The following is a 13805-nucleotide window of genomic DNA, read 5'->3' as shown; positions in this document are numbered from 1 at the left end:
GGTCGGAGCCCCTTGAACACGCCTGAAAGGGGCCCTATCAGTACTTTTTCGCTCCATCCCGCCGGGCGTAAATGTAGCGTAACGCTATGTCGCCCCCCATCCGGAGCCATTGGCCGTAAGGGTACTTTTTAGTTTCGGATGCATTATTTGAGGTGTAGACCCTATCGGAGCGAACAACAACCTTTCTGGCTACGGAAACACGCCGATTTTCGTTATTCGTCACTCCCATTTTCGTCGTTCGTCAGTAACTGAATAAGCGGGTAGCCTGACCTTTGTAGCGTACTAATCAACGCAAAAACATAATGAACACCACCAACCCTACTGTCCTTATTCTGGGCGCTACCGGCAGCATCGGCTATGCCGTAACGGCCAATCTGCTGGCCCGGCAATGGCCCGTTACCATCCTTGTCCGCAATCGGGCCAAAGCTGAAAAACTATTTCCAAATGCGCCAACGCTCACGATTGTGGAAGGCGATGTGCAGGATGCTACGCTGCTCGACCACCTTGCTGCCGATAAACAGTTTATTTTTCACGGCATCAACTATCCGTACAATCAGTGGTTTGGGAATATGGATACGGCCACGCAGAAAATTATCGACGCTGCCAGTCGAAGCGGATCCAATTCGGGCGGGACTACCATCATTTTCCCCGGCAATGTGTACAATTTCGGTAATACCAAAGAGCCAATTCGGGAGGATAGCTCTGCCCGACCCTGTACTCGAAAGGGACAGTTGCGGGTCGAAATTGAAACGATGCTGGAGCAGGCTGCCGAAGCCGGGAAGTGCCGCGTGCTCAACGTACGGTTACCGGATTTTTGGGGGCCAAATGTTCTCAACGACGGCGTACGTCCTATTTTCGAAAATGCCCTGACTGGCAAGGCACTCCCCTGGCTTCTAACTACTGACATACCCCATCAATCCGTGTATACCAATGATGCCGCTGAACTTATTGCCCGGCTGATATTGCGGGACTGGAACACGAGGGGAACCGTAAAATCGAACCCCTACGAAGTCTGGAATTATGGCGGAACAACACTACCATCCATGCGGGCGTGGTTTGGGCATATTAGCGGGCTGACGGGAAAACCTCTCAAGATTCAGGTGTACAGCCGGTTTCTTATTAACGCATTGGGACTATTCATGCCTGTGCTTCGGGAAGTAAAAGAGATGCTCTACCTCTACGAAAACACAATTGTGCTGGATGACCAAAAAGTACGGTCACTCTTCCCCGATTTTCAGCCAACCCCCATGAAGCAGGCCCTGAACGACACGCTGACCTGGTTTTCGGAACGCCAGCTGAAAAAGCCATTTACGCCCGTCGAGAACAAACGTTAACCGCAAAGAACGCAGAAGGTAAAGGCGCAAAGAGCACAAAGTACATTATAAACGACAAACTATTAATCCAATGAAAACGCTATTGAAGTCCGAAGAATTAATTCAGTTTCTGGGTGCTATTTTCCTGTTCTCCCGCCTTGATTTCGCCTGGTGGTGGTTTCCGGCCCTCATTCTGGTACCTGATATAAGTATGATTGGCTACCTCATCAATCCTGCTGTGGGCGCGGTTTTGTATAATATTGCGCATCATAAAGGATTGGGCATCGTCATTGGTTTACTGGGCCTGATGATAGGTAGCCAGATACTGATCCTGATGGGTGTTATCCTCTTCGCTCATTCGAGTATGGACCGTATCATGGGCTACGGCCTGAAATATCCGGATAGCTTTAAACACACCAGTCTGGAAAGTTTATGAATCAGGCGGTTGCCTGCGCCAGCCGAAAGGCACCCGGCGTTTGCCCCGCCCACTTCTTGAATGAGCGAAAAAAGACACTAGGCTCGGCAAAACCCAGCAGGTAGGCAATGTCTGTGGTACTCATGTGCTGTTCACGCAGGTGGCTGACTGCCAGTTCATAGCGGGTTTCATCAAGGATGTGCTGATAGGAGGTCCCCAGTTCCTTCAGGTGTAACTGCATTGTACGGACACCCATAGCCAGCCGGTCGGCAACGGTGGCCAGGGTTGGTTCTTCTCCCCTCATGAGCAACATGATCTCCCCCTTCACCCGCGACGGTAAGGTTGGCGTTTTGAGCTGTTTAAGAATGGTATCGGCGTGTTTCTCAAACAGTATCGATAAGCTTGGATTGGCATTCAGAACGGGGATGTTCAATAGACTGACATCGAGAATCATGGCCGTTTCGGGCGCATCGAAGGTAAGTTTGGCAGGCGCAAATACGCGCTCATGTTCCCGGGTATCAACCGGCTTTGGGTATGCGAAGTGAATAGCATCGGCCGTGATTCGCTGCCCCGTCAGGGCCCGCATGGCGGATAGGTATATGGATAGTTCGGAGTTGAGCGTGTGTTGCGGATAAATGATATCGGCACTGATGATGTGTAGCGACAGAACGAACTGATTACCAGCCGGGGTCAACTGTCCGGTTGTGCGGATCCCCTCACAAACAATGTCCTGGTACCGGCACAGTTTTTCGAAGGCACCACCCAGTGTAGGGCTATGCATCATGACATACGCCAGCACACCGATGGAAACCGGATTGACCAGTTCACCCAGTTGCAGGGCAATATTCGGGTCGCCGGTGGCGGCAGTGATCTCCCGCCAGAGAGCCTGTATCTGCCGGACAAGCACGCGCCCGTCGGGGTCGCGCAACTGTTCGGAACTGATGCCCACAGCACGGGCCAGCGCATCGGCATCGACCCCGCGTTGCCGTGCGACAAAAAGCAGCAGATTGACCGAAGCAATGGAGAGTGTATCGTTGGTTTTCACTTGAGTTATACAGTAACAATTCCGGTACGCAAGTTCCTGAAATAGTCCGAAGCCCGCAACAGCCGACTCCCGTACCACGAAAATACTTCGCCATCCACCAGCCGTATCCGCGCCGACGGGCAAATGGCTTGTAACTCCGCTACATGTTTTTGACCAAATGGATACGGCTCCGACGACAGAAAAATAAGGTCGGGCTGAGCCGATTTCAGCGCATCGGCCGACACAACCGGGTAGCGCGTTTGTCCCGCAAAGGCATTCTGGAAACCTGCCTGTTCGAGCATGGCGTGGATGAACGTACCCGCAGCCGCCACCATGTACGGCTTTCGCCAGATGAGGTACGCCACTGTAAGACCGGGGACCGGCGGAAACGGAAGCAGGGCATTTTCAATTTGGTTTGCCAGTGCTTCGGCTTCGATACGTTTCCCAACCAGCGTTCCTACTTCCCGAATCATAGCCAGCGCATCGGGCAGGGTGTTTACATCGGTAACGTGTACGGTGTACCGTTGCTGGAGTGCCTCTATCTGTTCCCGCGTATTCTCCTCCTTATTGGCCAGGATAAAATCAGGATTCAGCGTATGAATAGCGTTGATATTCAGTGTTTTCGTGCCACCAACCAGCGTCTTTTGTTTAACTTTATCGGCCGGATAAATACAGAACCTGGTAATGCCAATGACTTCCTCATCTAACCCCAGGTCGAAGAGCAATTCGGTCTGCGAGGGCACTACGGAAATAATGCGTTTTGGAGCCATACGAATGTAATTCAACGGCTAAAATTCGCCATTGGATTACTAGTTAACCGCATTTAACAAAATTTTAACGGTGAGTTAAATAAAATGTGCAACGTTTACTAACACAAGCCCTCATTCAACCATGAAACAAGTTCTTTGCCTCACATTGGCCGCTGGTTTGTCGCTGACAAATTTATTCGGCCAATCGCCCACATCGGGCAAAATCACTTACGAAGGTATGCGCCAGATTGACCGTTCGCAGATGCGGATGGTCATCAACGGACAGGAGGTTCGTCCGGGTAGCCCCGGTGCACCCGATGCCCCGGAAGGTACACCGGAAGTGATGTCATTTACGCAAAAACTGGTCTTTTCCGGGACGATGGCCAAGGAAGAGCGCGACCGGCCGCAGAATATGATGATGACCCGGACGGTTGGCGGGCCGGATGGCGCGGGTAGTCCTGGTGGCGGAGACCGGCCCCGTACAACGCGGAGGACACCCCCATTTGAGCAGCAGACATACCTGGATTTGGCGAACCGACAGCACATCGATGTACTGACGGTAAAGAAAGATTCGACGACGCAGGTCTACCGTTCCGAAAAACCAATGCCGGAGGCAACCGACTGGCAAACCGCATCAAAGACGAAGAAAATTGCGGGATACACCTGCCAGAAAGCCACCGCCACGCGACGCAAACAACCGTACACCATCTGGTACACCACAGAACTGCCCTTCACCTACTCGCCCGTGGCCGACCTGACCCCGCCAAAAGGTGTAGTGCTACAAATTGAGTCGGACACGGAATCCTTTAAGGCAACGGGCGTCTCGACGGAAGCCGTTGCCGAAACGGCCGTTCAACCACCTAAAGATGCCAAAGTTGTATCGGCCGATGAACTGGAAGAAATGCGCCGAAAGGGCATGGCCGATTTTCGGCAGAAAATGATGCAGGAAGGCGGATTTCAGCGACGGGGTAACAACTAATAAAATGCACCATGAAGAATGTATAGTGTACGGTGAAAAACTACTTACGATGAAACGCCTGCTGTTGAGCACATTATTCATTGTGCATTGTACATTTTTTGTTAATGCGGCTTTCGCGCAGCGTATCAGTGGAACGGTGGTCGATTCGCTGACCCGAAAGCCACTGATGGAAGCATCGGTGTCACTACTGTCAGCCCGCGATTCGTCGCTGGTAACGTTTGGCATTACCGATGGGGACGGCAGGTTCGTTTTTCCAAAACTAGCGGTCGGTCAATACCGGGTGTTGGTCACCTACGTGGGTTACAAGAGCCGCGCCAAACGAATATCGGTTACCACCGAAAGACCCGATGCCGATGCCGGAACAATTGACCTGGTGTCGCAATCACAGACCCTGATGGAAGTAGCGGTACAGGGGGAAAAAGCACCCATTGCCGTAAAGGGCGACACGCTGGAATTTAATGCGGGTTCATTCAAAACCCGGCCCAACGCGCAGGTGGAGGACTTGCTCAAGAAACTGCCGGGCGTGGAGGTAGACCGTGATGGGAACATAAAAGCCCAGGGGCAAAGTGTGCAAAAAGTACTGGTCGATGGCAAACCCTTCTTTGGCAATGACCCAAAAATGGCTACCCGTAACCTTCCTGCCGACATCATCGACAAAGTACAGCTCTTCGACCAATCCTCGGAACAATCGGCTTTTTCGGGCGTGGACGATGGCGATCGGGAGAAGACAATCAACATCACCACCAAAAAAGACAAGCGTAAAGGCTCCTTTGGGCAGCAAACCATCGGCGCCGGACCAAAAACTGGTGACGATTTGCGCTATTCCGGCCGGGTGAGCCTGAACCAGTTCAATAACGGTCGGCAGATTTCGATGCTGGGCATGGCTAATAATATCAATCAGCAGGGTTTTACGGCTCAGGACCTGGGTTTGGGCAGTAACTTCGGAGGGGCCGGGCAGGGTCAGGGCGGTGGTAGAGGGGGCGGTGGAAACGTGGTGCGCGGTGGACCGGGTGGCGGAAACGTCAGCAATCAGGGGCAGGTGGGCAGCAACGCCATTACCCAGTCGTGGGCGGCTGGTATCAACTACCGCGACGGCTGGGGCAAAAAAATTGACGTGGTGAGTAGCTACAACGCCAGTAATACCAACACACTCACAAGCCAGAGCAGTCGCCGGCAAAACGTGTTGCCCAACGTCGGTACTGCGGGAACACCCGCCCGTGTCGACTCCTCCTTCGTGACAAACAGAACCAATGGCTCCGATAATACTAACACCAACCACCGGGTCAACCTGCGGCTCGATTACCGGCTCGATACGCTGACTACCATTCGGGTCATTCCGAGTCTGTCGTGGCTGAACGCTAACTACAGCAACCAGAGCCAGTCGCAAACCGTGAGTGCCGAGGGCGTACAGGCCAACTCCAGTATAACCAACTACAACTCGACGGGCAACGGCTTTACGGGCAATAACTCGCTGCTGCTGTTCCGGAAGTTCCGAAAAGCGGGACGGACGTTTTCGGTGAACTGGAACGTGGCGATGAACAACCAGAACAACGACGGCATCAATCAGTCGGAAAACAGATTTGCCCGGTCCAACGCCCCCATTTCCAGCACTGCCGGTTCAGGAACGGCCGTTACCGGTGCGGATAGCAGCGGTTTGTTTACCCAGCGTATCAACCAGCTAAACAATCAGCTAACGCGCTCCATGACGAACAGCGTCAACATCAGTTATTCCGAACCCCTCTCGCTGCGGCAAACACTGGAATTTCACTATACCCTCTCTAATAACCACAATACCTCAAACCGGGCCGTCAACGATTTTAATGAATCAACCCGGCAATACGACGTACTCAACACGACCCTTACCAACCGGTTTGTGAACGACTACGTAACCAACCGGGCGGGGCTAACCTGGCAAACCAAACGGCTGAAATACACCTATGCGTTTGGGGTAGATGGGCAGCAGGCAAGCCTGAACTCTAACAACCTCAGCCGCGAAACCAACCTGAACCGGGCGTTCACCAACATCCTGCCCAACGCCCTGTTTACCTACAACTTTGGCAAGAATCGCCGACTGCGGCTCAACTACCGTACCCGCGTCAATGCACCATCGGTCAGTCAGCTACAACCAGTTCCGAACAATACGAATCCGCTAAATATTCAGCTTGGCAACGAGGCTTTACAACCCGAATACAGCCACAATCTCTCGCTGAATTTCAATCGGTTTGAGCCCTCTACGTTCCGGAATCTGTTTGTCTTTCTGAACGCCAGCCGGACAGATAACAAGATTGTTAACTCAACCACATTTACCCCGTCGGGTGCCCAGACGACCCGGCCCGTCAATACCGATGGTTATTATACCGTCAATGGCTCGTTTGTGATCGGGCAACCCGTTAGGTTCAGCGAGCAGAAAGCAAACCTGAACCTGACGACTAACCTGACCTACAATACAGGTACGAGCTTTGTGAACAGTCAGTCGAACCGGGCCAAAAACTGGCTTATTGGGCAGGGGGTGAGCATAAGTTCCAATTTTACGGAGAAACTGGACCTTAATCTGGGGGGAAACATCAACTGGCAATCGGCGAAGTATTCGCTGCAACCTCAGCAAAACACGACGTTTTTAAATCAGACTGTTACGCTGGATGTGTATTACCAGCTCCCGCTTCATTTTACATTCTCCACCAATGTGTATTACAACCACTACGGCGGCAGTTCAGCTAGCTATAATCAGTCGTTTACGCTCTGGAATGCTACTTTGGCCCGGCAGTTGTTCAAGCAGAATCAGGGGGAGATACGCTTTCAGGCGTTCGACTTACTGAACCAGAATCAGAGCATCGTACGGAACGTAACCGACACCTATACGGAGGAAGTCAGAAGCCGGGTACTGAACCGGTATTTCATGGTAAGCTTCGTGTACAACCTGCGCAAATTCGGTGCGGGCATCACCCCTCCCCGCGACCCCTTTCAGGAACGGAATAGGGGTAATGGCAATGGCCGGGGACAGGGGGGCGGGTACCGGCGGAATGGCTAACGATTTTAAAAAACCGCCCCGCTTTTTATCCAAATAATTCATTGGCCAATGCATCTTTGCTTAAACCAAGATGCTCGGCTATATTTTTCAAAATATTGTTTAGCGTACCAATCTAGATGGGGTCGTGCCGGGGTATCGTTTCATAATGTTGCCCATTTTGCAAGGTCTGAATTCGGATATGACTACCCGTTTGTCGAACCACTTCGTAGCCAAACGGTTTTAGCCGTTTTATTAAGTCCAGCCCGGTCAGACTGCGTGGAATTTTCATAACGCGAACACTTCCTCTTTCACAAAATGCAATCGTATCAAGGTAGGTTGTTGTTCGGTTGAGTCATAATGGCAGGTTACTGCGTCTCGAATCATGGATTTTAGTTCAGCCATCGTTTCTCCCTGCGTAAAGATGTTCTCTCCAACAGCTTGGGCAGTATAGCCCCCTTCAGGATCTTCTTCGACTAAAAAAAATAGTTCTTTCATCGGTACGCTTCGGTCTGAACGGTTTGTTGTCAAACCTACTAAAATATAGCCGAAGTTATGACAGCAGTGGAGCGATGAGTATGGCCAAACGTGAACACTGTAAGTTGCCATGACTCATCACTTCCCACAAAATAATCTCTGTACAACTGCGTATATTTGTACAATAGCCAGAAAAAACAACACAACGTTTATGGAGAAGATCATAGACTATTTTGGGCATATTCCTTCATTGCACCGGAGTTTGATTCTGGTGGGAGGCATCACTATTTTCTGGCTGATTGAAAGTGCAATTCCCCTGTTTCGATTCAACTATCATAAGTTTCGGCATGCGGGTATCAATATCTTCTTTACGCTGACGACTATCGTTATCAATTTCGCCCTGGCTTTTATCCTGCTCAAAACCAGCGACTGGGTCGTTCAGCATCGGGTGGGGTTATTACAGTGGGTCAGGCTGCCGCTGTGGGCTGAGATGCTGACTGGCTTGCTGGCGCTGGATTTTGTAGGCGCGTGGCTGGCCCACTGGACGCAGCATAAGGTTACGTTTTTGTGGCGTTTCCACCTGATTCACCACTCCGATGTGCATATGGATACGACCACGGCAAACCGGCATCACCCCGGCGAAAGCGTTGTCCGGTTTATTTTCACGACGCTGGCTATTTTGCTCACGGGTGCGCCCATGTGGCTGGTGTTTATGTATCAGGCCCTGTCTGTATTGCTGTCGCAATTCAACCACGCCAATATTGAACTTCCCCGCTGGGCTGATCGGGTGCTCAGTCTGTTTATCGTAACGCCGAATATGCACCACGTTCATCACCATTACGTATTGCCGGTTACGAACACCAATTACGGCAACATTTTTCCGTACTGGGACTGGCTGTTTGGTACGTATCACGAAATGGCCGGTATGGACCTGCACTATGGCATCGACACCCACCCCGAACCGCACGAGCACAACCACATTGGCAGCTTGCTCAAAATGCCGTTTCAGCCCTATCGACCACCCGTTGGGGAGCGGGTTCCCGAAAAGGAGCTACAGCAATGAAGTAGCCGGACAATCAATTTTGTTAAGCGTATGCTGGTAGTTTATGTCATGGTCTTCCAGTTTTCATTTTCCCTGTTGCTCAATGCGTTCACCCTCCTACCAGAAAATAGTATCGCCGTTTATGGTGAGGTCAAGTGTATAAGGTCAGGCAAACAGCAGCGTAAGGATAGAAAATAGTAAATGGGCAACACTGGGATAAAGGTGTTTTCGGGGAAAACAGCGAACAGATCGTTTATTCATATCGGGCATCTTTCCTTGTCTCACAGCATTTTGACTGAATAGTTGTCCCGGATATTCTGGTATTCAGCGTTACTCACGAAAGTGGAAAACAATACCATGATTAGGGCGTTCTCCAATCAATCGGTTTCTTCTTCCATAATACACAAAACAACCTGTAATTAATCATGCCTAGTAATCGGTATACCCTGATGCTGCAAAAACGTGGCTTGTTCGTCCTCCTGCTGACTGGTTTAACCATCACCTTTTCAGCCTGTAGCAAGCAGGACAGTACAACCCCAACCCTAACCTCAATTACTGACCTAATTAATGGTGGAAGTAAGTTTACATTACTCAAAGCGGCACTGGTCCGGGCCGGTCTGGATGGCACACTAAGTCAACCCGGAACCTACACCGTGTTTGCCCCAACGGACGACGCGTTCAGAGCTTTCGGCTACGTTGATGCGGCAGCCGTTAATGCTGCCCCTGTCGATTTGCTGAAATCCGTTTTGCAATATCACGTACTTGGCAGCCGGATTGGGTCAACTGATGTACCACTGGCCGTGAATACCGTACAAAATACGTTATTACCCACCGGGGTCATCTATATCTCGAAAGTGGCATCGGGAACGTCCACAAACGCCACTAAATTATCCGTCAACGGCGCGCACGTGGTACAGGCCGACGGACAGGCCAACAATGGCGTAGTTTATGCCATTGATCGGGTGTTGATACCGCCTGTTTTTGGCAACATTGCAGCTACGATTCAGAGTATCCCCCTTTTGCTACCTACAGCTTCGTTTAAGCTATTACAGGCTGCCGTAACCAAAGCGGGCATTGGCAGTTCGCTGACGGCCACAACACCGTTAACCGTTTTCGCGCCAACGGATGCCGCTTTTAAAGCCGTCGGGTATGATTCAACGACTATCGCCAATGCGTCTGTACCGGCTCTGACCAGTCTACTAACCTACCATGTACTGAACGGCCGGACCTATACGCCGTTGATTACCGCTGGTTCCAGCCTAAGTACATTACAGGGTGGAACAATTACTGCCGGTACCAGCACCACGGCCTTAACGGTTACGGGGAAAGGGAACAGTACTACACCCTCCAACATTATTGGGCCGGACATTACAGCCACGAACGGGGTGGTCCATATTATCGACAGACTGCTGCTGCCACAGTAAGCACCTTACAAGGTCTATTAACCCACGACAAAAAACAGGCCATCCTTAGCAGGGTAGCCTGTTTTTTGTCGTGATTCCAGAACCGTAGTATTGATTTCAAGAACCCCACACTACGGAGACTCTACGACAGGGCAGGAATCAAAAGCCCCCGGGTTCTGTTCTATTTAGACAGGAATTAGCCTGTTTAAATCCTCAATTTGTCGGGTCAACAATGCGTGATTGTCCGTAAGACTTTCGACCTTTGGCCTATCGACCTGTGACTACTTTCGAATGGCTAAACCACAAAAAAAACTGTTTTTGTTAGACGCGCTGGCTCTTATCTACCGCGCTCATTTTGCCTTTAGCAAATCTCCCCGCATCTCCTCACGTGGCATCAATACCTCGGCCATCTTTGGCTTTATGAATGCCATGATGGAGGTATTGACCAAAGAAAAGCCTACCCATATCGGCGTAGCATTCGACTCATCGAAGAAGACGTTCCGGCACGAGCAGTTTCCGATGTACAAGGCCAACCGGCAGTCGCAGCCAGAGGATATCAGTGTGGCCATGCCCTACATCAAGAAAATTGTGGAAGCCATGCACATTCCCATGCTGATTCTGGATGGCTACGAAGCTGACGATATAATCGGGACCATCGCAAAGAAGGCGGCATTGGCTGATTTTGAGGTGTATATGATGACCCCCGATAAAGATTACGGGCAATTGGTAGAAGAGCATATTCACATCTACAAGCCCGCCTTTATGGGTAAACCCGCCGAAAAACTGGGAGTGACCGACATACTGGACCGCTGGCAGATTGAACGCATCGACCAGGTAACGGACATGCTCGGCCTCATGGGCGATTCGGTCGATAACATTCCGGGGATTCCGGGTGTGGGCGAAAAAACGGCTCAAAAGCTTGTTGCTGACTTTGGCTCGGTCGAAAACCTGATTGCTCGCGCCGACGAACTCAAAGGGAAACTCAAAGAAAACGTGGTCAATTTCGGACAGCAGGGATTACTGTCGAAACAACTGGCAACTATCCACCTGGACGTGCCCATTCCGTTCGATGAAAATCATCTGCGGCATACCGAATACGACAAACCACGGCTGGCGGCTTTGCTGGATGAACTGGAATTTCGGCAAATAAAAACCCGGCTGCTGGGAGCTGGTTACGACGAAAAACCATTGCCCGATGCTTTCAAAACCGGACAGGAACGGCCTGCTTCGGCCCAGATGAATCTATTCGATTCTCCAGATGCGCCCGCTTTCCTGCCGTTTCCCAATATGGGAGCAGTTAACCCGTCGGGAGCGGAGGATTTGCCGTTCGATTTTGGGTCAGACAGTGCGCCCGAAAAACCGAAGACGGCAAAGAAAACGCCGGTTCGTGTACCGGTAGCTTCCGCATCTCAGGCGACACCCACCCAGGTAACCGACACCGTAACGACGGACGATGGCGTTGGGCAGGAACGATCCGTCGTTACGGCGACCGAAGCACCGGACAGTGGTACCCCCGCGTACCTCGATGTTTATCCCGACTACGAACTAGACGAGGTGCAGCCGGAGCGACGCAAAACGATTTTATCCGTCAAACACGATTACCGGCTGGTCGACACGCCCGAACTGCGGGCTAGTCTGGTGCATTACCTGAGTCTCCAGACCAGCATCTGTTTCGACTCCGAAACAACGGCCATTGACCCCGTTGAAGCCGATTTAGTAGGCTTATCGTTCGCCTACCGGGCCGGGGAAGCCTTTTATGTGCCCGTACCCGAAAACAGGGAGCAAGCACAGGCTATTGTTGATGCGTTCAAGCCCGTATTCGAGAACCCGGCCGTTGGTAAAATCGGGCAGAATCTAAAGTATGACCTGCTCATGCTGAAAAAATACGGCGTGGAGGTAGCGGGAAAACTTTTCGACACCATGATTGCCCACTACCTGATTGAGCCGGAGATGCGGCACAACATGGATATGATGGCCATGACGTACCTGAACTACAGCCCGGTTGAGATTGAAGCCCTGATTGGCAAAAAAGGCAAAGGGCAGTTGACCATGCGCGATGTAGACGTGCAGAAAGTGGTCGAGTACGCGGGCGAGGATGCGGATATTACGCTTCAGCTTAAAGAAACATTTGCTCCACGACTCGAAAAGGATAGCCTGCATAAGTTGTTCGAACAGGTAGAGATGCCACTCGTGCAGGTATTGGCCGACCTGGAACTGGAAGGTATCACAATAGACACCAATGCCCTGGCCGAACTGTCGGCCACGCTCGATGTGGATATGAAGCAGGTGCAGCAGGAGATTTTTGCCATTGCCGGTGAAACCTTTAACGTCGGCTCCCCGAAGCAACTGGGCGAAATCCTCTTCGATAAACTAAGGCTGGACAACAACGCCAAAAAGACGAAAACAGGTCAGTACGCTACGGGCGAAGAAATTCTCTCGAAACTGGAAGCGGAACATGAGATAGCCCGTAAAATTCTGGACTATCGCGAACTAATAAAACTCAAAAATACCTACGTCGACGCCCTACCATTGCTCATCAGCAAGCGTGATGGCCGGATTCATACATCGTTCAATCAGGCAGTAGCTTCCACCGGGCGGTTGTCTTCCACCAATCCTAACTTACAGAACATTCCCATTCGGACCCCGCGCGGTCAGGAAATCCGCAAGGCCTTTGTGCCCCGTGGTCCTGAATTCCTGATTATGTCGGCCGACTATTCGCAAATAGAGTTGCGGATTATGGCAGCCTTCAGCGGGGATCAAACCATGCTGGAAGCCTTTAACAACGGCGTTGATATTCACACCCAAACTGCCAGTAAAGTGTTTCACGTTGGGCTGGATGAGGTAACAGGCGAGATGCGCCGACAGGCCAAAACCATTAACTTCGGTATTATCTACGGTATTTCCTCCTTCGGGCTGTCACAACGGCTCAAGATTCCACGTAAGGAAGCCGGGCAGATTATTGAGGAATATTTCGCCGGTTTCCCGGCGGTGAAAGCTTACATTGAGCAGTGTATAGAAAAGGCGCGGGGCTTTGGTTACGCCGAAACCATTCTGGGCCGTCGGCGGTACCTGCGCGACATTAATTCCCGCAACCAGACCGACCGCATGTTTGCCGAACGCAATGCCGTGAACGCCCCCATTCAGGGCAGTGCCGCCGACATGCTCAAGATTGCCATGATCCGTATTCACGAATTCATGCGGCAGGAACGGCTGAAATCCAAAATGATTCTGACGGTACACGATGAACTGGTCTTCGACGCCCACCGCGACGAAATCGAACTGCTACGCACCCGTGTCGACGATATTATGAAAAACGCCATTCCGATGGGCGTAAGGATGGAAACGGGTATCGGCATCGCCGAAAACTGGCTACTGGCGCACTAGATTGGCAGGCGATAG

Annotated in this window: 12 protein-coding genes; 7 read left to right on the top strand and 5 right to left on the bottom strand. The window is 51.4% G+C overall.

The window, feature by feature from the left end:
• Positions 1–37: 37 nt before the first annotated feature.
• A complete protein-coding gene (locus B156_RS31390; protein ID WP_157627026.1) occupies positions 38–229 on the bottom strand; it encodes a hypothetical protein in 192 nt (63 codons plus the stop codon).
• Between the two features lie 73 nt (positions 230–302).
• Here B156_RS31390 and B156_RS0112670 point away from each other — a divergent pair, with 73 nt between their 5' ends.
• Together B156_RS0112670 and B156_RS0112665 are read left to right on the top strand one after the other, a co-directional pair.
• Complete coding sequence (locus tag B156_RS0112670; protein ID WP_018620096.1) at positions 303–1334, top strand: NAD(P)H-binding protein; 1032 nt, start codon at positions 303–305, stop codon at positions 1332–1334.
• 70 nt (positions 1335–1404) lie between these two features.
• Positions 1405–1749 (top strand): DUF4260 domain-containing protein, encoded by a 345-nt coding sequence (locus tag B156_RS0112665; protein WP_018620095.1) that lies wholly within the window; start codon positions 1405–1407, stop codon positions 1747–1749.
• A gap of 1 nt (position 1750) precedes the next feature.
• Here the strand turns inward: B156_RS0112665 and B156_RS0112660 are convergent, their stop codons facing one another.
• On the bottom strand, positions 1751–2773 hold the full coding sequence (locus B156_RS0112660) for an AraC family transcriptional regulator (protein ID WP_018620094.1): 1023 nt from the start codon (positions 2771–2773) through the stop codon (positions 1751–1753).
• Between the two features lie 5 nt (positions 2774–2778).
• Entirely contained in the window at positions 2779–3522 is a 744-nt protein-coding gene (locus B156_RS0112655) for a helical backbone metal receptor (RefSeq protein ID WP_018620093.1), read from the bottom strand.
• Between the two features lie 121 nt (positions 3523–3643).
• Here B156_RS0112655 and B156_RS0112650 point away from each other — a divergent pair, with 121 nt between their 5' ends.
• Together B156_RS0112650 and B156_RS0112645 are read left to right on the top strand one after the other, a co-directional pair.
• Entirely contained in the window at positions 3644–4480 is an 837-nt protein-coding gene (locus B156_RS0112650) for a GLPGLI family protein (RefSeq protein WP_026260799.1), read from the top strand.
• A 49-nt stretch (positions 4481–4529) separates the two neighbouring features.
• Positions 4530–7508 (top strand): outer membrane beta-barrel family protein, encoded by a 2979-nt coding sequence (locus B156_RS0112645; protein ID WP_040585577.1) that lies wholly within the window; start codon positions 4530–4532, stop codon positions 7506–7508.
• A 112-nt stretch (positions 7509–7620) separates the two neighbouring features.
• Here B156_RS0112645 and B156_RS32155 read toward each other — a convergent pair whose 3' ends face one another.
• Both B156_RS32155 and B156_RS0112635 read right to left on the bottom strand, forming a co-directional pair.
• On the bottom strand, positions 7621–7776 hold the full coding sequence (locus B156_RS32155; protein WP_018620090.1) for a type II toxin-antitoxin system HicA family toxin: 156 nt from the start codon (positions 7774–7776) through the stop codon (positions 7621–7623).
• Positions 7773–7982, bottom strand: coding sequence for a type II toxin-antitoxin system HicB family antitoxin (locus B156_RS0112635; protein ID WP_018620089.1), 210 nt, complete (start codon positions 7980–7982; stop codon positions 7773–7775). The genes B156_RS32155 and B156_RS0112635 overlap by 4 nt, the downstream gene beginning before the upstream one ends.
• A gap of 190 nt (positions 7983–8172) precedes the next feature.
• Between B156_RS0112635 and B156_RS0112630 the strand changes: the two genes are divergently transcribed.
• The 3 genes from B156_RS0112630 to polA all read left to right on the top strand — a co-directional run bounded on the left by B156_RS0112630 (position 8173) and on the right by polA (position 13790).
• On the top strand, positions 8173–9024 hold the full coding sequence (locus B156_RS0112630; protein ID WP_018620088.1) for a sterol desaturase family protein: 852 nt from the start codon (positions 8173–8175) through the stop codon (positions 9022–9024).
• Positions 9025–9428: 404 nt separating this feature from the next.
• Positions 9429–10427, top strand: coding sequence for a fasciclin domain-containing protein (locus B156_RS0112620; protein WP_018620086.1), 999 nt, complete (start codon positions 9429–9431; stop codon positions 10425–10427).
• 270 nt (positions 10428–10697) lie between these two features.
• The gene (polA, locus tag B156_RS0112615) at positions 10698–13790 is read left to right on the top strand and encodes a DNA polymerase I (RefSeq protein ID WP_018620085.1); all 3093 of its coding nucleotides are present in this window, start codon (positions 10698–10700) and stop codon (positions 13788–13790) included.
• Positions 13791–13805 lie beyond the last annotated feature (15 nt).

The organism is Spirosoma luteum DSM 19990, assembly GCF_000374065.1.
GTDB classification, from domain to species: Bacteria; Bacteroidota; Bacteroidia; order Cytophagales; family Spirosomataceae; genus Spirosoma; species Spirosoma luteum.
The sequence above is the reverse complement of the archived record's forward strand: the minus strand, read 5'-3'. Positions and strand labels throughout refer to the sequence as shown.